We start from the raw sequence: 24,557 nt of genomic DNA, 5'->3' as shown, positions 1-24,557 counted from the left end.
TGAGGGGGACAGGCGCCCCTACGAAAGGCAGGGCAAGGCGATGCCGATCGCGATTACTCCTGAGCATCAAGACTTGGCCGACTCGGTGCGGTCCCTGGTGGCGCGGGTAGCGCCGTCGGAGGTTTTGCACGCCGCGCTGGAAACACCGATCGACAATCCCCCGCCGTACTGGCAGGCCGCGGCCGAACAGGGCTTGCAGGGCGTGCACTTGGCGGAATCCGTTGGCGGCCAAGGCTTTGGCATCCTCGAATTGGCGGTGGTGCTCGCCGAGTTCGGTTACGGCGCGGTGCCGGGGCCGTTCGTCCCGTCGGCGGTCGCCAGCGCGCTGATCTCCGCGCACGACCCGGACGCCAAGGTGCTGGGCGAGCTGGCGTCGGGTGCGGCTATCGCCGCCTACGCGCTGGGCCCCGGCCTGACCGCCACCCGCCACGGTGACGGGTTGGTGATCCGCGGCGAGGTCCGGGCGGTGCCCGCGGCGGCCCAGGCGTCGGTGCTGGTGTTGCCGGTGGCCATCGACAGCGGCGAGGAATGGGTGGTGCTGCACGCCGACCAACTCGAGATCGAACCGGTCAAGAGCGTCGACCCGCTGCGCCCGATCGCTCATGTGCGTGCCAACGCCGTCGAAGTCGCTGACGACGCCGTGCTCAGCAACCTGTCCATGACCACCGCCCATTCGCTGATGTCGACACTGCTCTCGGCGGAGGCCGTCGGCGTCGCGCGGTGGGCCACCGACACCGCGTCGGAGTACGCCAAGATCCGCGAACAGTTCGGCAGGCCGATCGGCCAGTTCCAGGCCGTCAAGCACAAGTGCGCGGAGATGGTCGCCGACACCGAACGGGCCACCGCGGCGGTGTGGGATGCCGCCCGCGCGCTCGACGAGGCCAGTCCCGCAGTCGAATTCGCGGCGGCGGTAGCGGCGACTTTGGCTCCGGCAGCCGCGCAGCGCTGCACCCAGGATTGCATCCAGGTGCACGGCGGCATCGGGTTCACCTGGGAGCACGACACCAACGTGTATTACCGGCGCGCGCTGATCCTGGCCGCGTCCTTCGGCCGCCGCACCGACTACCCCCAGCGAGTGGTCGACACCGCGACCAGCACCGGGATGCGCAAACTCAACATCGACTTGGATCCGGACACCGAGAAGCTGCGGGAGCAGATCCGCGGCGAGGTGGCCACGCTCAAGGCGATGCCCCGCGACCAGCGCACCGTCGCGATCGCCGAGGGCGGCTGGGTGTTGCCGTATCTGCCGAAGCCGTGGGGCCGCGCCGCCGGACCGGTCGAGCAGATCATCATCGCCCAGGAGTTCGAGGCGGGGCGGGTCAAGCGCCCGCCGATCGGCATCGCTTCGTGGATTGTGCCGTCGATCGTCGCGTTCGGCACCGAGGAACAGAAGCAGCGGTTCCTGCCGCCGACGTTCCGCGGCGAAATGATCTGGTGTCAGCTGTTTTCCGAGCCGGGCGCCGGATCCGATCTGGCCGGGTTGAGCACGAAGGCGACCAGGGCCGACGGCGGCTGGCGCATCACCGGGCAGAAGATCTGGACCACCGCCGCGCAGTTCTCGCAGTGGGGGGCGCTGCTGGCGCGCACCGACCCGTCGGCACCGAAACACAACGGCATCACTTACTTCCTGCTGGACATGAAAAGCGAAGGCGTGGAAGTAAAGCCGCTGCGCGAGCTCACCGGCGGCGCGATGTTCAACACCGTCTTCATCGACGACGTGTTCGTGCCCGACGAGCTGGTGCTCGGCGAGGTGAATCGCGGCTGGGAGGTCAGCCGCAATACGCTGACCGCCGAACGGGTTTCGATCGGCAGCAGCGAGGCGCCGTTCCTGGCCAACCTGGAGGGGTTCGTGGAGTTCATCCGCGACGGCCAGTTCGACCAGGTCGCGCAGAACCGGGCGGGCCAGTTGATCGCCGAGGGGCATGCCGCCAAGGTGCTCAACATGCGCTCGACACTGCTGACGCTGGCCGGCGGCGACGCGATGCCGTCGGCGGCCATCTCCAAGCTGCTGTCGATGCGCACCGGCCAGGGCTACGCCGAATTCGCGGTGTCCACCTTCGGCACCGACGCCGCGATCGGGGATCCCGATCAGCTGCCCGGCAAGTGGGCGGAGTATCTGCTGGCCAGCCGAGCCACCACGATTTACGGCGGCACCTCGGAGGTGCAGCTCAACATCATCGCCGAGCGGCTGCTGGGCCTCCCCCGCGACCCGTAGCCCCGCTCTTGGCGCGAGCGCTCTTTTTCCGCGCGAGCGTGCGTGTCGCCGGCCGACACGCCGAGGTTTTCACCGGTTTTGCGCACGCTCGCAGGCAGCCGATAACCCGTCGCGCCAAGGCCCTGATCCCTGCTAGGTTCGCTCTCAATGACTGAAGGCCCGCCCAATCGCCGCGACTGTGCCGATGCCGGCGAGCGGGAAACTCTGGAATCGTTCCTCGACGATTACCGAGACATCGTGGTGCGCAAGGTCTCCGGCCTGTCCGACGCCGACGCTCGACGTCACCTCGTCGCGTCGCCGACGACGGTGGGCGGATTGGTCAAGCACCTGCGCTGGGCGGAGTACGGCTGGTTCGATCAGCTGTTGCAAGAGCGGGTCGACGACAACCGCCGCCTGCACGAGCGGTCATGGGAGTTCGAGTTCCTTCCCGGGGAGTCGCTGGACGCGCTGATTACGGAATACCAAGCGCAGTGTGAGGAATCGCGACGCATCGCAGGCAAGTATCCGCTGGAGCACACCGTGCCGCACCGCCGCTTCGGCCGTGTCTCGCTGCGGTGGATCTACGTGCACATGATCGAAGAAACCGCCCGCCACACCGGACAGCTGGACATCTTGCGCGAACAGCTCGACGGCGCAACGGGATTCGACGGCTAGACCTGGCTGAGCGTGCGCAGATCCGGGAATTTTCCGCACGTCACTGGGACACGCACGCTCGCGCCAGAAAGTGGCTCGCGCCGGAAAAGTGGCTCGCGCCAGCCTAGGCGTCCATCTCGCGAAGCTCGCGCTTGAGGATCTTGCCCGTGGGATTGCGCGGCAACTCGTCGAGGAAGATCACTTCGCGCGGCACCTTGTACTTGGCCAACTGATCTTTCACGTACTTCTTGATGGTGTCCTCGTCGATGTCGGCGCCTTCCTTCTTGACGACGAACGCGCGCAATCGGTGGCCCCACTCCTTGTCCTCGACGCCAATAGCCGTGGCCTCCACCACATCCGGATGCCCGCTGATGCAATCCTCGACTTCGGCGGGGAAGACGTTCTCACCGCCGGAGACAATCATCTCGTCGTCACGGCCACTGATGTACAGCAGGCCTTTCTCGTCGAAATAGCCCACGTCGCCCGACGACAACATCCCGTCGATGATCTGCTTGCCCCCGCCGCCGGTGTAGCCCTCGAACGGAAAGCTGGTGCCTACGAAGATGCGGCCGACCTCGCCCTGCGGTAGCTCCTTGCCGTTCTCGTCGAAGATCTTGACCCGCACCCCTTTGACCACCGGCCCGGCCGTCGACGAATTGTATTGCAAATGCTTGGGTTCCGCGATCGTCGCGAACGCGATCTCGGTGGAACCGTACATGTTGTAGACCACCGGCCCGAAGTCCTTGAGCGCCCGTTCGGCCACATCGGCGTTCAGCGCGGAGCCGGACACGAAGATGATCCGCAAGCTCGACAGGTCCGGCTTCTTGTCCATCTTTTCCAACGCGTCGAGCATCCGCGCCAACATCACCGGCACGACCACGACCGCCGTCACTTTGTGCTTTTCGATGTCTTCCAGCACCTGCGGCGGCTTGAACTTGCGATGGAGCACCAGTGTCGAACCCAGAAACGCGCCGATGGTGGCGTGCAGGAAGCCCAGCGCGTGGAACATCGGCGCGGGCAGCGCCGTCACCTCGCCGGCCTTGAACGGGACATGCGACAGGATCCCGCCGATCGGCGCCAGGGTCGGTGGGGTGCTGCGGTTGGCGCCCTTCGGGGTGCCGGTTGTGCCGCTCGTCAAGATGATGATCGACGAGTGCTTGCTGGCCTTGGGCGCCGGCGTGCCGCTGCTGCGTCCGATCAGATCGGCGAGCGTCTCGTCCGTGCTGCCCGAATCCTTGTCCGAGTCGGGGTTGGTGCCCAGCGCCCGCAGCTTGCCCAGCGGCGGTTCGGCCTTGCTGACGTCTTCGGTGTACTCGTCGTCGTAGATGATCAGCTTGGCGTCTTCGCGCTCCGACACCTCCTTGATCTGCGGGCCGGAGAACGAACTGTTCAGCAAGATGATGCGGGCGCCGACCCGCGCGCACCCATACTCCGCGATGGCGAACCACCGGCTGTTGCGGGCCAGGATCGCGACACCGTCACCGCCCTTGACGCCCTTGTCCAATAGACCGTGGGCGACCGCGTTGGCGGCGTCGTCGAGTTCCTTCCAGGTGAACTCGCCGTCGTCATCGATGATCGCCACCTTGTCCGGAGTGCGCCGCGCGTGCAGCGCCGGCAGCATGCCGATCTCGCCCCACTTGCGGATGTCGTTGACCATCGCCGCGACGTTCTGCGGCGGCTCGATCGGGAACCCGCCCGCTTCGAAGATCTTGCGCACGTAGTGCAGTTCGGCCAGGCCGCGCGACGCATACTGCTGCGCTTTTGCCACGGCCCCGAACGGGTCCAACAGGTTAGGCATGACCCCACCATATGTGAGCCACGTCGCACTTTGACGTGGAAAATTACGATGAACTGCATGGCCGGTCCAGTGACGCTCGAGCTGGGCGGCCGCGACGTTGAGGTCACCCATCCGGACAAGGTGCTGTTCCCGGACCTCGGCTACACCAAACTGGACCTGATCCGCTACTACCTGGCGGTCGCCGACGGCGCGCTGCGCGGCGTGGCGGGCCGGCCGATGATCCTGAAGCGCTTCGTCAAGGGCATCGAGCAGGAGGCGATCTTCCAGAAGCGCGCCCCGGCCAAGCGCCCGGATTGGGTCGACGTCGCCGAGCTGCGCTACGCGTCGGGCACCTCGGCGGCCGAAGCCGTCATCCACGACGCCGCCGGCCTGGCGTGGGTGGTCAACCTCGGCTGCATCGACCTCAACCCGCATCCGGTGCTCGCCGAGGACCTCGACCATCCCGACGAGTTGCGGGTCGACCTAGACCCGATGCCGGGCGTGGAGTGGCCGCAGATCGTCGACGTCGCCGCCGTCGCCCGTGAGGTCCTCGAGGACTACGGGTTGACGCCGTGGCCCAAGACGTCGGGGTCGCGCGGCTTTCACATCTACGCGCGGATCGCACCGGACTGGACGTTTCGGCAGGTGCGGCTGGCCGCGCAAACGGTGGCCCGCGAGGTCGAGCGGCGGGCGCCGGAGCTGGCCACCGCCCGATGGTGGAAGGAGGAACGCCAAGGGGTGTTCGTCGACTTCAACCAGAACGCCAAGGACCGCACGGTCGCGTCGGCGTACTCGGTGCGGGCCACGCCCGACGCGCGGGTGTCCACGCCGCTGCACTGGGACGAGGTCGCCGACTGCGACCCGGCGGCGTTCACGATGGCCACCGTGCCGGACCGATTCGCCGAAATCGGCGACCCGTGGGCCGAAATAGACTCCGCGACAGGCGGATTGGAGCAGCTGCTGGTGCTCGCCGAGGAGCTCGGCCCCGCCCAGAAAGCGTCGAAGGGCGCCCGCAAAAGAGCCGGAGCCGGCCGCCGCCACTCCCCCATGCCGCTCATCGAGATCGCCCGCACCAAGACCAAGGACGAGGCGATGGCCGCCCTGGACACCTGGCGAGGCCGCTACCCCGCCGCCGCCGATCGGCTGCAGCCGGCCGACGTGCTGGTCGACGGCATGCGCGGGCCGAGTTCGATCTGGTACCGGATCCGGATCAACCTGCAGCACGTGCCGGAAGACCAGCGGCCCCCGCAGGAGGAGCTGATCGCCGACTACAGCCCGTGGCCGCCGCGCTAACCGGCCCGCCGCGGCGCTGACTTTCTGTCCTGGCCTGTAGTTACCCGATGTTAGTGTCGACGGGTTGACGACGCGGCCGTTGGGCGTCGCGAAGTTCGTCTAAAGGTCGACATCGAGGGGTTTGCGATGCGGGTAAAACCGGAGTTGTTGCGCGGTTTCGCCGGCCAGGTCGACACCGCGTCGGCGACGATTCACAGCGCCGATGTTGGGCGAGAGGTGAGCACCGCGGCTGACGGGCTGCCGGGGTCGGCGACCCAGTGGGCGGCTCGTCTGGTCGGCGCGCACATCGCCGCGGTCGAGGCCAAGATCGCCAAAAATGTCGCCGACATGGGGACGGCGGTGCGCGGTGCCGGTGATCGCTACGAGGTGGAGGACGACGCCCTCGCCGGCAAATTCAAGGGGCTGTTTTAGATCGTGTTGCCCTCGCGCTCGCGGTTACAAGCTTGGAACCCCGACTCGCTGTCACCGGCAGGGAAGGCGATCGACGCTGCCGGTCAGTCGGTGTACGGCGCGGTGCGTGGCCTCGAGGATGGGATCGACCGGCTGGCCGACGCGGGCGGGTGGCAAGGTCAGGCCCATGACGCGGCGACGGGCATGTTTCGCCGGGCGACCCACCAAACCTCAGACTTCGCTACCGGCGTCGGTGCGGTGGGGACGGCGTTCAGCAATGGTGACGCGGCGATCGGGGCCGCTCGGTATCGGCTGTTGCGAGCGGCAGACGATATCGACGAGGGTGAGTTACATGTCACCGACCAGTGGGTGGTGTTGATCAAGCCGGCACGTATGTCGGCCCAGCATGCCGCCGAGCTGCAACAGCAGGCCGAGCATGATCAAGCCGAGATCAATCAACTGCTGCTGGCTCTCGGCGACGCCGATGATGGCACGGCCGCCAACGTGCAGGCCGCCGCGCAGAAACTCGGATTCACGCTCCCGGGCCCGAGTGATATGGCTTCTCTTTTTCCGCAGGCTCCGTCGCGGCCCGCAGACGAAGTTCCCAACCCGCGGACCATGCAGGGTTTGATGCAGCAAGGCACCATTCGTGGCGAAGACATGGCGATGACGGTGCGTGAGTCCAGCGAGAAAACCACCGAGGATGGTCAACACGTCACGACCCTGATGATGCAGGACGGCAGCAAGCACGTGATCACGAACTGGGGGACCTTGGTGCCCAAGGTCGCCGACGACTACTACGACAAGAATGGCAAGTTCGTGTCGGGTACCAGCTCATGGACGGGGCTGGACAATCAAACCAAGTACACCCAAATTCAGTGGGGCGACGGCACGACTCTCACAATCACCGATGCCCCGGGCAGTAAGCCGACAGCCAGCGTCACTATGGCCGACGGTCGGCAGGCGGAAGTGCCCGCCGACAGCCCTTTCTTTACCCATCCGGTGCTCACGCAAGTCGGAGGCGGGATTACCGCGTTGGATACGCACCTCGAGCGTGGCGGCCGCATTCCCATGCTCACGCCGGAATCGATCAAGAACGTCGGGACAGTCACACGCTACGCCGGACCGGCGCTCGGCATTGGAACCATGCTCTACGACATGGCCAAGGCAGAAACAGCTCACGAAGCCTGTGTCGCCGGTGTATCGGGGGTGTTCGGAATCGGCGGGGGCGAAGCGTCGGGGACTTTAGCGGCGGCAGGAGCCGCGGCTATCCCTATGACCGCTCCACTCGCCCCAGGAGCAGCTGCAGTGGGCAGCGCTTTGGGTGGCTGGACCTTTGGCTGGGTAGGTACCAAAATCGGTAATGTGATTTGCCCATGAAGTATTTCGCGCTGGCGCTTTTTGGCGCATTCGGCACTTTGTGCATTGTTTGGACGGTAGTTACTCTCACACGTGCGGAATTCCTGACAGCGCTCGCGGTTCTCGCACTTGCGGTATTTTGCTTAGGCTTTGTCGCCATGTTCATATGGGGCACAGCGGGGAAGGTGACTGCACGCACAGCATTCGATTCCGCTGGTACGACACTCCGGCCTGATCGCGCTGCTGACATATTCCTCCGTTTTATCGCGCTCGCCGGGACCATCGCGATGGGGTTATTTGCGATCTTTGCGCCAATCGGCAAGCTCGACATTCCAGTGCCTCGCGAGATGCGTTATTACTTGCCGTTCATCGCCGCGGGCGGCGCTGTGTCGGGTGCGCTGATCTTGTGGCGAGCGTTCAACCACGGTGGGATGAGTTACCTACGTCTGTCGACTAGGGGATTCGAGTTCGTGGACGGACTTTTGTCCGCACACGGCGAGTGGGAACAGGTGAATGACGTCACCGACCGAAAGCCACACGGGCGCACCCCTAACAAGGGCGCGATCGTCGTGGTGATGCGGGACGGACAAACCCCGACGTTCTCCTCCTCCAGCTCATACACGGAGGATAACCAAGCCTTACGCCGGATGGTGCGTTTCTATTGGCAGCATCCGGAGTGCCGCGTAGAGCTGACCGACGGCCGCGCCTTGGCACGCTTGTCTTCCAATTCATTCAAAGCCGACTGACTTGGTACCGGTGAAGAAAGTTCCCATAGCCCAATCAGCGACCAAAGTTTCCAACGCGGGCATGGCATAGACGTGAGGTTGGTCACCTGCGGAGCCGCATTGAAGGCTCAGGCCGCTCATTGCTGGTGGGGATGTACTTAGCATAGTCGGCGCTCCACTTTCGGGTGGGTCGATAAGTAGGAAGGTCGGTAACGTACGTAATTTGCCCATAAGAGTCTTTGGTCTTGCATTCCTAAGCGGGATAGGTGTTTTGTCCACCTATTGGGTTGCGGTGACCCTGGGTCGAGGCGAGTACTTGACGTCGATCGTTTGTCTCGGATTTGCAGTATGCTGCTTCGGATTATTGGGCACATCGGTCTGGCTCAGCATTGGTAAGGTCACCGCCCGAACGGCATTCGGTCGTGCAGGTACAACCTTTCAACCGAATCAGCGTGCAGATTTGTTCATTAGAATGTTTATGCTTCCAGGCGTGATTTCGATGGTGCTCTTCGCTGCATTCTTGCCGCTCGGCGAAGTCGACTTTCCAGTGCCTCGTGAACAACGCTATGCTATTCCGGCCGGTGCCGGGGTAGCTGCAATGGTAGGGATCCTGATCTTATGGCGTGGGTTTGAGCGCGGTGGCATGAGCTACCTATGCCTAAGTCCCGCCGGATTTAACTTTGCGGAAGGTTTGTTCTCGGCAGAGGGGCAGTGGGACCAAGTCACCGACGTCACCGACAGAATGCCGCGCGGCCGGACTCCGAATAAGGGCGCGATTGTCATGGTGATGTCCGATGGACGTACCCCAACATTCTTCTCTGGCGGCTCATATTTACACAACGAACAGGCGCTGCGCGAGTTGGTGCGGTTCTACTGGCAACATCCCGAGCACCGTGACGAACTTACTGACGGCCGGGCTTTGGCCCGCTTGTCCTCGAATGGATTTGAAGCGTAACGGCACGGAAAACACAAGCGACCACAGACCCAAACCGTTTTAGGCGGCAGGGCCCAACTCCACAGCGAAAGCATCGACAAGCGAACGGAGCTCGACGACCGAGCATCACAAAGTGCTCGGGCAGGATAGATCGCAATAGCTGGCCTTGGTAGACCCTCGAACTGGCTTGCATAAGCTGGAGGCCCACGACCTTAGAGGGATTCGAGATGTTCGTTGATGATGGGGAGCTGGTTACGGCGAGCCAGGTGAGCCGTGACACGGACAGCTACCTGGCCTCTGCAGCCTCGGGTAAGCGGTTTGTGGTGTTCAGCGATGGTGCGCCCAAGGCGGCCATCATTGGCATAGACGACTTGCGGCGCTTCGAGGCAATGAGACGCGGCTCCGACGCTCCCGCGCCCGACGACATCGACACCGCCGGCGTTGACTACCGCTCGTTGCTGCGGGCGCACGATCCAACCGTCACCCCGATCGGCGTTTATGCCGACGGCACGGTGGCCACGCTGAGCGTCCGGCGCCACCACGCCATCATCGCCAGCGAGCACTCGGGCCGCGAGGATCTGCTGACCTCGGCAATCCTGGGCGCCGCAATCGCCAATCCGCCGACTCAGCTGAACTTTGTGCTGGCCACCGGGCGCTCTGCCACCGGCCTGCCGGCCCAGCTGGCGAACCTGCCTCATGTTGTCGCCGAAGAAACCGACCTCGACGACAAAGCTGCGCTGGCCCGTTTCCTTGACCATATTCGCGGCGAAGTGCAATCCCGCCGGGCGCTGCTGCAACGACACCGCGTGCGGTCTTACGCTGAATTGCGCTCCGCACAGCCGCAATCCCGCGAACCTACCGAGCTGGTTTTCGTCATCGACGGCGCCACCGAGCTGCTGGACACCGACTACGAATTACGCGCCCTACGCGACCTGGTCACCCATATCGCGGTCGCCGAAGACACTTACGGGCTGTACCTGTGGCTGAGCTCCCCGACACCTCTCCCGCACGGATTGAGGGACGTCGTTCCCAGCCGCGTTGCGCTGCAAGTACTTTCCGGCTCCCACTCACGTGATGCTATCGGTGTGAGCGACGCGGCGCAATTGACCAGACGCGGCAGCGGGTACGTCAAAGCCGGCAATGTCGCGATCCCGCGGCACTTTCAAGTAGTCGCCCCCTTTGATCTAGACCAAGTGATCGCCGACATCGCACCCGAGTGGAACCACGACGACAAGTTGTCGACTACCGCCGAGCCCGCCGAGCGACTCCGCTGGGCTGCCGAACTTCCCCAGAAACTGACGATCACCGAGCTGGTATCGCAATGGGAAACCGAAGGCGGCGTTCGCCATTGGGCTCGTGTCCCGATCGGCGTCATCGACAACTCCGCGCAACACCGACACAGCGTGTTGACCCTTGACTTCGCGAACAACCCCGGGATCGTCATGATTGCCGGCGGCAACCCCGATCACGTCACTGCGGCCGTGGCCACCATGATCGCCGCGGCGCACGACACCAACGCCCCCGAAATTCTGCAATTCATCTATCTGGGACCCGCCTACCACACCGCTGCGTTTCCCGAATTGCTGCTACCCAACGTCAGCGAAATCATCAGCTGGGATTCCTCCGAGCGCATCGACGCGACCATCGAAGCTCTCACCCGACGGATCGCCACCGGCGCTCCCGGCCCCCGCCACCTCGTCCTGGTCGTCGACGGCTGGCAGGCCTGGCGGCGCGACCGGCGCGATAGGTTTGACGACATCGCCGACATCGCGCGACGCGGCCACCCCGCCGGCGTCCACCTCGTCATCGGCACCAATTCCTACGACTTCCACCTCTCCAGCCTGACGCCCTTCGTCAGCGAAACCATCGAGCTTCGCCTCAGTGAAACCTACGGCTCACCGTTCGAACGCGCCGCATCTAAGCTCATTCCCGACGACCCACGCAGAGGGCTCACCAAACACGGCCAAATCCTGCTCGCCACCAGCTGACCCACGACCGCTAACCAGCGGTTTTCCTTCGAGATCGAGTTGATTAGCCGAGTCCTCACTGTGCAAGACCGAAGTATGCGCTCGGCACTAACCCGCGGTGCGTCACGCCATCTGCGCCCTCCTATCTCGTTCCATGAGAGAGAATCGCTGAATGCAGGCGCTGTCCACTTCGTTCACGCCGGAATGCCCCTGAGATGAAGACCCACGACCGGTGGGGGCGTCGCCAGTTCTTGGGCTTCGCCGGGACGTCGACGCTGCTCGCCGCGGGGTGGCCCATGGCGTGTTCGTCGAAGAAGCCCACCACCGGGCGCAACGCCGAAGGCGGTGCCCCTGTGACGGTCCCACACGTATTCGGCGAGACCACCATTCCCGAACCGCCCAGACGGGTGGTCAGCGCTGGCTACACCGGACAGGATGACCTGCTGGCGGTGGGCGTCGTGCCGATTGCGGTGACCCAGTGGTTCGGCGACCAGCCGTTCGCGGTGTGGCCCTGGGCCCAACCGAAACTGGGCGACGCCAAACCCGTTGTGCTGAACCTGGATAACGGAATTCCGGTCGACCAGATCGCCAAGCTGAAACCGGATCTGATCGTGGCGACCAACGCCGGCGTCGACGCCGATACCTACCAAAAGCTCGCCGCAGTCGCGCCGACGATCGCGCAGTCCGACGGCGAGGCGTTCTTCGAGCCGTGGAAGGAGCAGGCCACCGCGATCGGCCACGCGGTGTACCAAGCCGATCAGATGAAGTCATTGGTCGACGGTGTCGACCAGAAGTTCGCCGCGGTCGCGCAACAGAACCCGCAATTCAAGGGCAAGAAGGTGCTGCTGCTGCAGGGCCGGCTCTCCCAAGACAATGCGGTGGCGACCGCTGGTTGGCGCACGGAGTTTCTGACCCAGATGGGTCTGGTGGTCAGCGACAGCATCACTCCGTTCGCCGTCGATTCGCAGCGCGCGTTGATTCCTCGCGACAAGCTGCAGGGGGTCCTCGCCGCGGCCGATGTGCTGATCTGGACCACCGACGGCGAGGAGGATCAGCAGGCGCTGCTAGCCGTCCCCGAGGTGGCGGCGCGGCAGAGCCACAGTGTTTTCACCACCAAGGATCAAACCGGGGCAATCGCCTTTGCCTCCCCGCTGAGCTACCCCGTGGTGGCCGACCAATTGCCGCCGCTGATCACGAAAGCCCTTGGCGTCTAAACGTTTGCTAAGGCTGCTCTGGCAGTGCTCGAAAAATTCTCGCCGCCTCGCAAACCCGGAGTTACTGTCGAGTAATGAGCGTGGCAATGGATTTGACGGTGGCCAACACCGTCCTCGACTACGGCGATCGGGCGCTGCTGCTGCAGTTCGACAGCACCGCCGAGGTGCTGGCGGCCATGGCTGAGTTGCGCGAGGCGACGCTGCCCGGCGTCCTGGACATCGTCCCGGCTTCCCGCACCGTGCTGGTGAAGCTCGCCAGCCCGCGCTACCAGGGTGTCGTCCGCCATCGCCTGCGTGGGTTGCAGGTGGACAGCGACGCCGTCGAGACCGCGCCGCCGCACGGAAACGTCGACGTGGTGATCGACGTCGTCTACGACGGCGCCGACCTCGCCGAGGTCGCCGAGCGCACCGGGCTGAGCACCGCCCAGGTCATCAACGCACACACCTCGACGCCGTGGCGGGTCGGATTCGCCGGTTTCGCACCGGGTTTCGCGTACCTGGTCGGCGGCGACGAGCGGCTGGTGGTACCCCGGCGATCGGAGCCTCGGCCCTCGGTACCGGCAGGCGCGGTGGCCCTGGCCGGCGAGTTCAGCGGCATCTATCCGCGCCGCTCCCCCGGAGGGTGGCAGCTGATCGGCCACACCGACGCGGTGCTATGGGATATCGACCGTCCCAACCCGGCGCTGCTGATGCCGGGCATGTGGGTCCAGTTCCGAGCCGCATAAGGAGATCCGGTGACCACTTTGGAAATCTTGCGCACCGGCCCGCTGGCCCTGGTCCAGGACCTCGGACGGGTCGGACTGGCCCACCTCGGCGTCACCCGTTCGGGGGCCGCCGACCGCCGTTCACACACCCTGGCCAACCGCCTGGTGGCCAACCCCGACGACCGCGCCACCATCGAGATCACCTTCGGCGGCTTTTCGGCTCGAGTCCGCGGCGGCGACGTCGACATCGCGGTTACCGGCGCCGACACCGACCCCACAGTCAACGGAATTGCCTTCGGCAACAACAGCATTCACCACGTTCGCGACGGCGACGTGATCTCGCTGGGCATGCCGTACTCTGGCCTGCGCAGCTATCTGAGCGTCCGCGGCGGCATCGACGTGACACCAGTGCTCGGCTCACGCAGCTACGACGTGATGTCGGCGATCGGGCCGCTGCCGCTGCAAGCCGGCGACGTGCTGCCGGTCGGCGAGCACACCGACGACTACCCCGAAGTGGACCAGGCACCGGTCGCCGGAATCGCCGAGCACCTTGTCGAACTGATGGTGGTGCCCGGCCCGCGCGACGACTGGCTGGCCGACCCCGATGCGCTGGTGCACTCCATTTGGATGGCCTCCGACCGCAGCGACCGGGTGGGTATGCGGTTGGAGGGTCGCCCGCTGCAATACCGCTGGCCGGATCGTCAGCTGCCCAGCGAGGGAGCAACGCGCGGCGCAATCCAGGTGCCGCCCAACGGTTTACCGGTGATCCTCGGTCCCGACCATCCGGTGACCGGCGGATATCCGGTGGTCGGCGTCGTCGCCGACGACGACGTCGACAAGCTGGCCCAGGTGCGGCCCGGCCAGTACGTCCGGCTGCATTGGTCGCGGCACAGGTCGCCGTTGGCGGCGGTTTCCGGATCCGTGACGGCAGGCCCCTCGGCCTGGTAAACCCGAAGGTGTGCGCACCCAGGTCCACACCGCCCGCCTGGTTCACACCTCCGACCTCGACGCCGAGACCCGCCACAGCGCCCACCACATGGTCACGGCGGCATACGCCGGTGAATTCAGCGACACCGACTGGGACCACGCATTGGGCGGGATGCATGCGCTCATTTGGCATCACGGCGCGATCATCGCCCACGGCGCGGTGATCCAGCGGCGGCTTATTTACCGCGGCACGGCGTTGCGCTGCGGCTACATCGAAGCGGTGGCGGTGGCCGAAGAGTGGCGCGGCCAGGGGCTGGCGATCGCAATCCTCGACGCGTGCGAGCAGGTGATCCGCGGCGGCTACCCGCTGGGCGCGCTGAGCTCCTCGGACCGGGGACGACGGCTCTACGCCGTGCGTGGGTGGCTGCCGTGGCGCGGACCAACGTCTGTGCTGGCGCCGACAGGACCGACGCGCACTCCCGACGACGACGGGTCGGTGTTCGTGTTCCCGGTCGGCATCAGCCTGGACACCTCCGCGGAGCTGATGTGTGATTGGCGTGACGGCGACGTCTGGTAGTCACCAGATAGGCCTATTACGTTCCTGTACAACAGGTTTCGTTATCCTCGAGCTGAAGGGCGCTGGCGACCGGGATCAGCATTTCCGCGCAGGCCTCGCCACCATAGTGGCCGGAACCGTTCGGCCCGAAGCAAAACCAGCGATGTGATGCAGGCCACGCGAGACGGACGGATCACAGCGCGTCACGCAGTCGGTGATCGGAAGTTCACACCGGGGACACGCCGGACAGCTTTGGGGCAACAAAGAATTCTTAGCGTGGCCGCATGCCACGTACACATTTGATAACCGACTGGGATCCCGAGGACGTTGTGGCCTGGGAGGCCGGTAACAAGAACATCGCCCGCCGCAACCTGATCTGGTCGGTGGTGGCCGAGCATGTCGGCTTCTCGATCTGGTCCATCTGGTCGGTGCTGGTGCTGTTCATGCCGCAAGCGGTCTACGGGTTTTCGGCCGGCGACAAGTTCCTGCTGGCCGCCACCGCCACCCTGGTCGGAGCCTTCCTGCGCATCCCCTACACCCTGGCCACCGCGACGTTCGGCGGCCGGAACTGGACGATGTTCTCGGCATTCGTGCTGCTGGTCCCGACGGTTACCACCATGTGGCTGCTGGCCCACCCCGGCCTGCCGCTGTGGCCCTATCTGGTGTGCGCAGCGTTGACGGGCTTCGGCGGCGGTAACTTCGCGTCGTCGATGACCAACATCAACGCGTTCTACCCGCAGCGGCTCAAGGGTTGGGCGCTGGGCCTCAACGCCGGTGGCGGCAACATCGGGGTGCCGACGATCCAGTTGGTCGGCCTGCTGGTCATCGCCACCGCAGGCAACCGACAGCCGTACTGGGTATGCGCCTTCTATCTGGTTTTTCTGGCCGTCGCCGGAGTGGGTGCCGCGCTGTTCATGGACAACTTGGCCCACCACAAGATCGACGTCACCGCGATGCGGTCCATCCTGTCCATGCGCGACACCTGGATCATCGCGTTGTTGTACGTCGGCACCTTCGGGTCGTTCATCGGTTTCTCGTTCGCATTCGGTCAGATCCTGCAGATCAACTTCGCCGCCAGCGGCCAAAGTGCCGCACAGGCCGCACTGCACGCCGCACAGATCGCCTTCATCGGGCCGCTGCTGGGGTCGGTGTCGCGGGTATACGGCGGAAAACTCGCCGACCGCATGGGCGGCGGGCGCATCACGCTGGTCACATTCACCGGAATGATCTTGGCCGCAGGCTTGCTGATAGGCGCCAGCACCCTCGACGACAACACCCGCGGCCCCGCGACGGGTGCCACCATGGTCGGCTACGTCATCGGTTTCGTCGCACTGTTCGTGTTGTCCGGCATAGGAAATGGCTCGGTGTACAAGATGATTCCGTCGATCTTCGACGCGCGCAGCCGATCGTTGAATGCCACCGAAGCCGAGCGCCAGCATTGGTCACGGGCTATGTCCGGGGCGTTGATCGGGCTCGCCGGTGCGATCGGCGCCCTCGGCGGCGTCGGCATCAATCTGGCTCTGCGCCAGTCCTACCTGAGCAACGGCTCGGCGACGGCAGCGTTCTGGGTGTTCGTGTCGTTCTACGTCGGTGCGTCGATTCTGACTTGGGCGCGCTACGTCCGCCGGCCGATGCGGACGCCCGCTGCAGCACCCGACCTGGCGACGGCGGCTGCACCCGCTTTCGCTCAAACGTGACCAGCGCCAACTGCAATAGCGGCACCGAAGCCTAGTGTGGCGCAACGAGGTTGTGCAACCCAGCGGCCTGCCAGCGACCTTTCAGGTAACTGGGACAGAACTTTCAGGCGCTATCGCCCAATCTGGCTTGACCGGGTTTGGGTCTTGATGTGAGATTGCCGCGTACGTCTTTGCAAGCCCGATGAGGGACGCCCGCACCCGAGATAGGCGTGGGCTAATTCGCTTGCGACTTGCCGGAAGCCGGAGATGTCGTGTGGCGGCGAACTCCGGCGCCAGGGGTGCCGTGCACGCACCGGTTCGGTCGTGCCGGCACCCCTGTCAATGCAACGGAGTTGACGCACCTGGGATCCGAAAGGTTGAGACTGCATGGCCCGCTCGCATCACATCGCCGATTGGAACCCCGAGGACACCGCGGCCTGGGAAGCCGGTAACAAGGCCATCGCGCGTCGCAACCTGATCTGCACGGTTGCCGGTGACCACGTCGCGTTCTCGATCTGGTCGCTGTGGTCGGTGATGGTGCTGTTCATGCCCCAAGAGGTCTACGGCTTCTCGCCGGGTGACAAATTCCTTCTGGCAGCGGTCGCGACGTTCGTCGGCGGATGTGTGCGCATCCCGTACACGATGGGCATCGCGAAATTCGGCGGGCGCAATTGGACGGTGTTTTCGGCGCTGGTGCTGCTGATCCCGACGGTTGGGACGATCCTGCTGCTTGCGAATCCGGGCCTGCCGCTGTGGCCGTATGTGCTGTGTGCGGCCGCCACCGGACTGGGTGGCGGCAATTACTCCGCCTCGCTGGCCAATGTGAACGCCTTTTACCCGCAGCGCCTCAAGGGTTGGGCGCTGGCGGTCAACGCCGGTGGCGGCAACCTCGGCGTGGCCGTGGTGCAGGCGGTCGGGCTGCTGGTGCTCTCGCTCGCCGGCAACCGGCAGCCCTATTGGGTGTGCGGCGGCTACCTGGTGTTGCTGGCGATCGTCGGTATCGCTGCGGCGCTGTTCATGGACAACCTCGACCACCGCATCGAGGTGGGCCACATCGGTTCGATTCTGCGCGAGCGCCACACCTGGGTGATTTCGCTTCTCTACATCGGCACATTCGGCTCGTTCATTGGGTTCTCGTTTGCCTTCGGCCGCGTGCTCTACATCAACTTTCTGACCACCGGCCAAACCGCCGCGCAAGCATCGCTGCACGTCGCGCAGATCGCGTTCCTGGGGCCGCTGCTGGGTTCGTTGTCCCGCATCTACGGCGGCAGGATGGCGGACCGGATCGGCGGCGGCCGCATCACCCTGGCAGTCTTCGGCGGCATGATCCTGGCCTCTGGGCTGCTGGTCGCCATCAGCACTTACGACGAGCACACCGGTTATGCAACGAGCACCGCCGCGCTGGTCGGGTACGTCGTCGGCTTCATCGCGTTGTTCATCCTGTCCGGCATCGGCAACGGGTCGGTGTTCAAAATGATCCCGTCGATTTTCGAAGCGCGCAGCCGCACTTTGGACGCCAGCGAGGCCGAGCGGCGCCACTGGGCGCGCGACATGTCGGGCGCCCTGATCGGGTTCGCCGGCGCGGTGGGCGCGTTTGGCGGGGTGGCGATCAACCTTGCGCTGCGCCAGTCGTATGCGAGCACCGGCGAGGAAACGGCTGCGTTCTGGGTCTTCTTGGCGTTTTACGTCGTGGCGTCGTTGCTGACGTGGGCAATGTATGTGCGCACGCCCGTTTCGGCGGCCCGCGTGCCCGGTGGAGAGATCGAACCGGCGCACGCCCGCTTGTGAGCGACGCCGCCCGGGTGTGACGACCGGGCAACTCGTCGGAAATTGCCAGGTAACGCAGCGGCAATCTGGCGGGCTTACACACTTCATATGGGTCAACCGGACTCGCCACCCCTTGCCGGCTACCGGGTGGCGGTCACCTCCGCGCACCGCGCCGACGAGCTATGCGCGCTGCTGCGCCGGCACGGAGCCACGGTGTGCAGCGCCCCGGCAATCACCAAAGTCGCCCTGCCCGACGACGACGAACTGCACCGCCACACCGAAGCACTGATCGCCCGTCCGCCGGACATTCTGGTCGTGACAACCGGTATCGGCTTTCGGGGCTGGATCGCCGCCGCCGACGGGTGGGGGTTGGCGAACCCGTTGATCGGCGCACTGGGCCGCGCCCGGATCGTCTCGCGCGGACCCAAGGCGACGGGCGCGCTGCGCGCCGCCAAGTTGCACGAGGAGTGGAGCCCGGAGTCCGAATCATCCCGCGAGGTACTGCATTACCTGCTCGAGTCCGGCGTGCACGGGCGGCGCATCGCGTTGCAGCTGCACGGTGCCAGCAAGGACTGGGATCCGTTTCCGGAATTCGCCGACGAACTGCGCGCCGCGGGCGCCGAGGTGGTTCCGATCCGGGTGTACCGATGGACGTCGGAGCCGAGCCGCGAATTCGACCAACTGGTCGCCCAGATCGCTCAGCGTCAGGTGGACGCCGTCAGTTTCACCTCCGCACCCGCGGTGGCCGCCACCTTGCAGCGGGCTCGCGAGCTGGGCATCGGAGAGCAGTTGCTGGCCGCGTTGCGCAGCGACGTGCGCGCGATGTGCGTCGGGCCCGTGACGGCTCAACCGCTGGTCCGGTTGGGCATTCCGACGTCGTCGCCGCAGCGGATGCGGTTGGGCGCGCTGGCCCATCTCATTGCCGACGAGCTGCCCCGCCTGCGGTCCCGCACGGTGCAGGCCGCCGGGCATCTCATCGAGATCCGCGGCTCGTGTGTGGTGGTTGACGGCACCGTCAAGTCATTGTCACCGGCCGGGATGGCGACGTTGCGGATCTTGGCCCAACGTCCGGGCGTGGTGGTAGCGCGCAGTGAACTGCTGCGGGCTCTTCCGGGCAACGGCACCGACACCCATGCGGTCGACACCGCGGTGCTTCGGCTGCGAACTGCCTTGGGCGACAAGAACATTGTGGCAACGGTGGTCAAACGCGGTTACCGGCTGGCAGTCGACGAAGAGTCCGGTGTGGCGTGAGCCTGATCCTGGTGGCGCACGGCACCCGCCGACCCGAGGGGATCGCCATGATCGGCGACCTCGCCCAACAGGTCAGCGCGGTGCTGAATCAGCCTGTGCACGTGGGATTTGTCGATGTGCTGGGCCCCACGCCCAGCGAAATACTGTCCGACGCAACGGTCGCGGCTGAACCGGCGATCGTGGTGCCGGCGTTCCTGTCTCGCGGATATCACGTTCGCACCGACCTGCCCGCACACGTCGCCGCCAGCGGTCATGCCGACGTCACGGTCACACCCGCGCTGGGGCCCAGCGCGCAACTGACCCGAATCGTCGTCGGCAAAATGCACGAGTCTGGTTGGCGCCCAGGCGATTCCGTCGTGCTGGCCGCCGCGGGCACATCGGATAAGCCAGCCCGCGCCGATTTGCGTACCACCGCAATGCTGCTGTCCGCACTCACAGGATCGCCGGTCGACCTGGCGTTCGCGGCCACCGGCGAACCAAGCGTGGCGGAGGCGGTCGCGCAGGCCCGCAGCCGATCCGGTGGCCGGGTTGTGGTGGCGTCCTACCTACTTGCCGAGGGTTTGTTCCAAGAGCGGCTGCGTCAGTCCGGGGCCGACGTCGTCAGCGCGCCGCTTGCCGCTCACCCGGCGCTGGCTCGGCTGATCGCCGGCCGGTTTCAGGCCGCCCGCGCGCTCGCTCCGGCGTGACCGAACCGACCGACCTGCACGATCCCGTCGATCACCCGCGTCGGATACACCGGCACCGCCACGTCGGGATCGTCGAGGCAGCGGCCGTCGTCGAATGCGAAAGCTTGCTTGGCGATCGGTGATTGGACGACTGCCCGTCCGCCGCGGTCACCCACGATGCCGCGGGACATCACCGCGGCGCCGGAGAACGGGTCGATGTTGCCCAGCGCATGCAGCGAGCCGTCGGCGAGCCGGAACAGCGCCGCTTGCGATCCGTCGTCGAGCAGCACCCCGACGCCGCGGCCCGGGATGAGGTAGTCGTAGGCGCACGCCGCAGTCCAGGTCTTGGTCATGTCATCTACCAGCGTCATGAGATCTCCTTGGTGTCGTGCACTTTCACGCCGGCATCGTCGGCATACCGATGGAAACGGGGGCGGGCCTCTTGCGCCCGTTGTATTCAGTGAAGGTCACCGTCGAGTCGACGGCGTCGGGCGCGTTGACGAAGGACACGAACCGTGACAGTTTGTCCGGATCCTCCAGCACGCCTTTCCATTCGCACTTGTAGTTCGCCACATGCCGCTCCATTGCGGCCTCGAACTCCTCGGCCAGCCCGAGGGAGTCGTGGCAGACCACGTCGCGCACGTGATCCAAACCGCCCTCGAGTGATTCGATCCACGGCGCGGTGCGCTGCAACCGGTCGGCGGTGCGGATGTAGAACATCAGGAACCGGTCGATGTAGCGGACCAGCGTTTCCTCGTCCAGGTCGCTGGCCAGCAGCTGGGCATGCTTGGGCGTCATCCCGCCGTTGCCGCCGACGTAGAGGTTCCAGCCTTTTTCGGTCGCGATCACGCCGACGTCCTTGGCGCGCGCCTCGGCACACTCCCGCGCGCATCCCGAGACACCCATCTTGATCTTGTGGGGTGCCCGCAGGCCGCGGTAGCGCAATTCCAGGTCGATGGCCAGCTGCACCGAATCCTGTTGTCCGTAGCGGCACCAGTCGCTGCCCACGCAGCTCTTGACCGTGCGCAACGCTTTTCCGTAGGCGTGCCCGGATTCCATGCCGGCGTCGACCAGCCGCTTCCAAATCGCCGGCAATTGGTCGACCCGCGCGCCGAACAGGTCGATCCGCTGGCCGCCGGTGATCTTCGTGTACAAGCCGAAGTCCTGTGCGATCTGGCCGATCAGGATCAGGTGTTCGGGTTTGATGTCGCCGCCGGGAACTCGAGGCACCACCGAGTAGCTACCGTTGCGCTGGATATTGGCCAGGAAGTGGTCGTTGGAGTCCTGCAGTGCTGCCTGTTCGCCGTCGAGGATGTGCTCGGAGCCGGTGGACGCCAGGATCGAGGCGACGACGGGTTTGCAGATGTCGCAACCCATTCCGGTGCCGAAGCGCTCCAGCAGGCCGGAGAACGTGCGGATCGAGGTGGCGCTGATGATCTCGAAAAGCTCGGCGCGCGACTGGCTGAAGTGCTCGCAGAGCGCCTTGGACTGTTCGACGCCCTCGGCCTCGAGCAGTTGCTTGAGCAGTGGAACGCAGGATCCGCACGACGTCCCGGCCTTGGTGCAGGCTTTCAGGCCCGGCACATCGGTGCACCCGGCCGCGATGGCGTCGCACAAGTCTGCCTTGGTGACGTTGTTACACGAGCAGATCTGCGCCGAGCCGGGCAGTGCGCCCACTCCCAAACCCGCTGCGCCGCCGTCGGATTGGGCCGGCGAAATCAGCGCCAGCGGGTCGCCGGGCAGCTCCTCGCCGACCATGGGCCGCAGCATCCCGTAGGCGGAGGCGTCGCCGACCAGGATGCCGCCGAGCAGGGTCTTGGCGTCGTCGGAAAGCACCAGCTTGGCGTAGGTCTGGTTCACCGCGTCGTTGATGACGACCTCGAGGCAGTTCTCCGTCTTGCCCATCGCGTCGCCGAAGCTGGCCACGTCGACGCCGAGCAGCTTGAGCTTGGTCGACATGTCGGGCTCGGGGAATTCGGCCGCGCCGTCCAGCAGTCGATCGGCGACCACCTCAGCGGAGGTGTATCCCGGCCCGACCAGTCCGTAGCAGCGGCCCTCGATGGCGGCGACCTCTCCGATCGCATAGATATTGAAATCACTTGTCCGGCAAGACAAATCGGTGAGGACGCCGCCCCGCTCGGCGATCGCCAGCCGCGCCGCGGAGGCCAGCTCGTCACGCGGCCGGACGCCCGCGGCGAAGATCACCAATCCCGCGTCGATCACCTCGCAGTCCGACAAGTGCACCCGCAGCGATCGCCCCCCGTCCAGGTGCTCGAACGATTCGATCCAGTCGGTTTTCACGTCCAGATGCACCGAGATACCGAGATCGGCGATCATGCGGCCCAATAGCGCCCCGCCCGCCTCGTCGAGCTGTTGGACCATCAGTCGCGGCGCCAATTCGACGATGTGGGTCTGCAGCCCGAACCCGCGCAGCGCGTTCGCGGCCTCCAACCCCAGCAGGCCACCGCCGACCACCACCGCGGTCTTGGTGTGGCCGGCGTCGAGCGTGCGCTGCGCGTCGGCGCGAATAGCGTCGAGGTCGTCGAGGGTGCGGTACACGTGGCAACCGGGCAGGTCGTGACCCGGAACCGGAGGGACAAACGCATACGACCCGGTCGCCAAGACCAGCTTGTCGTAGCCGAACTCCTCACCGCTGCTGGTGACCACTTTCCTGGCGGCCCGGTCGATGTCGACGACCCGCGAACTCAGCAGCAGCCTGACGTGCTCGTCACCAGCGTAGTCATTGCCAGGCAACGCAAGCTGCCGTCGTTCCCAGTGTTGGGTGTAACCGGTGAGACCGACTCGGTCGTATGCCGCGTCGGATTCCTCGGCCAACACAGTGATTCGCCACAACCCGTCGGTGTCGCGGGCCCGCAGCGCCTCGACGAAACGGTGGCCCACCATGCCATGCCCGACCACGACGACATCGCGAATATGGCCGTCGTCACAGTGATTTCGGGCAGAAGCCATGGCCCGAGGCTATGGAAGCGATGTTGCCGATATGTTTCGCGAACTTGGCCGGCAGCTGTGAGACTGTTTCGCAAATCTCTCCACCTTGGGCGGAACCCGTTCGCGCCAAGCGAACGCGCAGGTGGAACTTAAGCGTAGGCGACTCATGTTTATCCCGATGACAGGCCGGCAGGGTGTCGGCCGCATCACGACGAGGAGGAATCATGAGCAACGTCACACTGTGGTCGCGACCCGCTCGGGACACCGAGCGTTGGATGCGTGAATTCTTCGGTCCCGCAGCCGCGTCCGATTGGTTCAAGCCGCTCAACGGTTTTCGGCCCGCCGCGGAGATCGTCAAGGACGGCGATGACGCGGTGGTCCGACTGGAGCTACCGGGTGTGGACGTCGAGAAGGACGTCACCGTCGAGCTCGACCAGGGCCGGCTCGTGATCCACGGCGAGCGCCGTGACGAGCACGCTGCGGACCAGGGGGGCCGCACGCTGCGCGAGGTCCGCTACGGCGCGTTCCGTCGGTCGTTCCAGTTGCCTGCGCACGTCACCAGCGACGCGCTATCGGCCTCCTACGACGCCGGCGTGCTGACCGTCCGGGTAGCCGGTGCCTACGCCGGTACGCAGGCGAAGCGCATCGCGATCACCAAGTAACCAGCAGACGCAAAATCCCTCGCACGCACGGCGTGTTGGGGGATTTTGCGTCTGGCCGCTCAGGACCAGCAGGCCAGGATCTCCTTGGCCCGGCTGGCCAGCGCGGCCTGCAGGAACGGGCCGAAGCTGATCCGCCCGACACCCAGCGGGCCGAACGACGCCGGGTCGTCCTGATCCGGCAACGCGATCGCATTGACCGGCAGCGGCAGCTCAGAGGTCAAGCGCCGCAACGTATCCGGGTCATGACGCCCCACCGGATAGAGCACGTCGGCACCGGCAGCCGCGGCCTCTTTCAGCCGCGCCACCGCCCGCTCGACGCGGTCCGATTCGTCGCCGTCCCTGCGCAAGAACAGATCCGTGCGGGCATTGATCACGACGTGCACGCCGGCGGCGTCGGCGGCCGACCGCAAAGCACCGACCAACGCGGCGTGTTCACTCGCCGAGCGCAGCCGCTTGCCCTCGCTGTGCACGCTGTCCTCGATGTTCAGGCCCACCGCCCCAACGCCAAGCAGCCCGTCGATCAACTGCGCGGCCGGCAGCCCGTAACCCGATTCGATGTCCACCGACACCGGGACGTCCACCGCGGCGGTGATCTGCGCGACCCGGCCCAACAAGTCGTCGAACGACATGCCTTCGTTGTCGGGCTTGCCAACAGAATCGGCGACGGGGTGGCTGCCGACGGTCAGCGCGGCGAACCCGGCATCGGTGGCCAGCCGCGCGGACCAGGCGTCCCACACCGTCGGCAGGATCACCGGGTTACCCGGCTGGTGCAGCGCCAGCAGCGCGGCCGCCCGGTCGGCGAGTGTGCGCTCTGCATGCATCGGCGCGGCCCCTCCCCCGCACGGACGTGACCTACCTCACCTCCGCTGTGTGGGACGGATAGTATCGAGAGA

At 65.6% G+C, this 24,557-nt stretch carries 21 protein-coding genes; 17 read left to right on the top strand and 4 right to left on the bottom strand.

Features of this window, described 5'->3' with window-relative positions:
* Positions 1–40: 40 nt before the first annotated feature.
* Positions 41–2,215: an acyl-CoA dehydrogenase family protein gene (locus tag AWC14_RS25245; RefSeq protein ID WP_045374200.1), complete on the top strand. Its 2,175-nt coding sequence runs from the start codon at positions 41–43 to the stop codon at positions 2,213–2,215.
* A 147-nt stretch (positions 2,216–2,362) separates the two neighbouring features.
* Positions 2,363–2,869, top strand: a complete 507-nt coding sequence (locus AWC14_RS25240) for a DinB family protein (protein ID WP_045374197.1) — start codon at positions 2,363–2,365, stop codon at positions 2,867–2,869.
* Between the two features lie 103 nt (positions 2,870–2,972).
* Here the strand turns inward: AWC14_RS25240 and fadD2 are convergent, their stop codons facing one another.
* Entirely contained in the window at positions 2,973–4,646 is a 1,674-nt protein-coding gene (gene fadD2 / locus AWC14_RS25235; RefSeq protein ID WP_045374194.1) for a long-chain-fatty-acid--CoA ligase FadD2, read from the bottom strand.
* A gap of 48 nt (positions 4,647–4,694) precedes the next feature.
* On the opposite strand from fadD2, the gene ligD reads away from it, so the two are divergent.
* The 14 genes from ligD (at position 4,695) to AWC14_RS25165 (ending at position 20,074) form a co-directional block, all read left to right on the top strand.
* On the top strand, positions 4,695–5,918 hold the full coding sequence (gene ligD / locus AWC14_RS25230) for a non-homologous end-joining DNA ligase (protein WP_045374191.1): 1,224 nt from the start codon (positions 4,695–4,697) through the stop codon (positions 5,916–5,918).
* A gap of 126 nt (positions 5,919–6,044) precedes the next feature.
* A complete protein-coding gene (locus tag AWC14_RS25225) occupies positions 6,045–6,329 on the top strand; it encodes a type VII secretion target (protein WP_045374188.1) in 285 nt (94 codons plus the stop codon).
* Between the two features lie 3 nt (positions 6,330–6,332).
* Positions 6,333–7,688 (top strand): hypothetical protein, encoded by a 1,356-nt coding sequence (locus tag AWC14_RS25220; protein ID WP_045374185.1) that lies wholly within the window; start codon positions 6,333–6,335, stop codon positions 7,686–7,688.
* Positions 7,685–8,413, top strand: a complete 729-nt coding sequence (locus AWC14_RS25215; protein ID WP_045374182.1) for a hypothetical protein — start codon at positions 7,685–7,687, stop codon at positions 8,411–8,413. The genes AWC14_RS25220 and AWC14_RS25215 overlap by 4 nt, the downstream gene beginning before the upstream one ends.
* A gap of 295 nt (positions 8,414–8,708) precedes the next feature.
* Positions 8,709–9,347: a hypothetical protein gene (locus AWC14_RS25210; protein WP_142281836.1), complete on the top strand. Its 639-nt coding sequence runs from the start codon at positions 8,709–8,711 to the stop codon at positions 9,345–9,347.
* Positions 9,348–9,592: 245 nt separating this feature from the next.
* Positions 9,593–11,314, top strand: coding sequence for an FtsK/SpoIIIE domain-containing protein (locus AWC14_RS25205; RefSeq protein WP_045374179.1), 1,722 nt, complete (start codon positions 9,593–9,595; stop codon positions 11,312–11,314).
* Between the two features lie 194 nt (positions 11,315–11,508).
* Positions 11,509–12,507 carry an ABC transporter substrate-binding protein gene (locus AWC14_RS25200; protein WP_045374176.1) on the top strand — a complete coding sequence of 333 codons (999 nt, stop codon included), beginning with the start codon at positions 11,509–11,511 and terminating at the stop codon, positions 12,505–12,507.
* A 74-nt stretch (positions 12,508–12,581) separates the two neighbouring features.
* The gene (locus AWC14_RS25195; RefSeq protein ID WP_045374173.1) at positions 12,582–13,232 is read left to right on the top strand and encodes a 5-oxoprolinase subunit B family protein; all 651 of its coding nucleotides are present in this window, start codon (positions 12,582–12,584) and stop codon (positions 13,230–13,232) included.
* Between the two features lie 9 nt (positions 13,233–13,241).
* A complete protein-coding gene (locus AWC14_RS25190) occupies positions 13,242–14,159 on the top strand; it encodes a 5-oxoprolinase/urea amidolyase family protein (RefSeq protein WP_045374170.1) in 918 nt (305 codons plus the stop codon).
* A gap of 10 nt (positions 14,160–14,169) precedes the next feature.
* Entirely contained in the window at positions 14,170–14,715 is a 546-nt protein-coding gene (locus AWC14_RS25185) for a GNAT family N-acetyltransferase (protein ID WP_045374167.1), read from the top strand.
* Between the two features lie 263 nt (positions 14,716–14,978).
* Positions 14,979–16,391 (top strand): nitrate/nitrite transporter, encoded by a 1,413-nt coding sequence (locus AWC14_RS25180; RefSeq protein WP_045374164.1) that lies wholly within the window; start codon positions 14,979–14,981, stop codon positions 16,389–16,391.
* A 366-nt stretch (positions 16,392–16,757) separates the two neighbouring features.
* On the top strand, positions 16,758–18,158 hold the full coding sequence (locus AWC14_RS25175; RefSeq protein ID WP_057003208.1) for an MFS transporter: 1,401 nt from the start codon (positions 16,758–16,760) through the stop codon (positions 18,156–18,158).
* Between the two features lie 87 nt (positions 18,159–18,245).
* The gene (locus AWC14_RS25170) at positions 18,246–19,388 is read left to right on the top strand and encodes a uroporphyrinogen-III synthase (RefSeq protein WP_045374161.1); all 1,143 of its coding nucleotides are present in this window, start codon (positions 18,246–18,248) and stop codon (positions 19,386–19,388) included.
* The gene (locus tag AWC14_RS25165) at positions 19,385–20,074 is read left to right on the top strand and encodes a sirohydrochlorin chelatase (protein WP_045374158.1); all 690 of its coding nucleotides are present in this window, start codon (positions 19,385–19,387) and stop codon (positions 20,072–20,074) included. Before AWC14_RS25170 ends, AWC14_RS25165 begins: the two co-directional genes overlap by 4 nt.
* Here the strand turns inward: AWC14_RS25165 and nirD are convergent.
* The gene (gene nirD / locus AWC14_RS25160; RefSeq protein ID WP_045374155.1) at positions 20,044–20,424 is read right to left on the bottom strand and encodes a nitrite reductase small subunit NirD; all 381 of its coding nucleotides are present in this window, start codon (positions 20,422–20,424) and stop codon (positions 20,044–20,046) included. The two genes, AWC14_RS25165 and nirD, sit on opposite strands and share 31 nt — an antisense overlap.
* A gap of 25 nt (positions 20,425–20,449) precedes the next feature.
* Entirely contained in the window at positions 20,450–23,023 is a 2,574-nt protein-coding gene (gene nirB, locus AWC14_RS25155) for a nitrite reductase large subunit NirB (protein ID WP_081967976.1), read from the bottom strand.
* Between the two features lie 203 nt (positions 23,024–23,226).
* Here nirB and AWC14_RS25150 point away from each other — a divergent pair, with 203 nt between their 5' ends.
* Complete coding sequence (locus AWC14_RS25150) at positions 23,227–23,664, top strand: Hsp20/alpha crystallin family protein (RefSeq protein WP_045374149.1); 438 nt, start codon at positions 23,227–23,229, stop codon at positions 23,662–23,664.
* Between the two features lie 59 nt (positions 23,665–23,723).
* Here the strand turns inward: AWC14_RS25150 and AWC14_RS25145 are convergent, their stop codons facing one another.
* On the bottom strand, positions 23,724–24,485 hold the full coding sequence (locus tag AWC14_RS25145; RefSeq protein ID WP_045374146.1) for an isocitrate lyase/PEP mutase family protein: 762 nt from the start codon (positions 24,483–24,485) through the stop codon (positions 23,724–23,726).
* Positions 24,486–24,557: the final 72 nt, after the last annotated feature.

The organism is Mycobacterium kyorinense, assembly GCF_002101735.1.
Taxonomy (GTDB): domain Bacteria; phylum Actinomycetota; class Actinomycetes; order Mycobacteriales; family Mycobacteriaceae; genus Mycobacterium; species Mycobacterium kyorinense.
The sequence above is the reverse complement of the archived record's forward strand: the minus strand, read 5'-3'. Positions and strand labels throughout refer to the sequence as shown.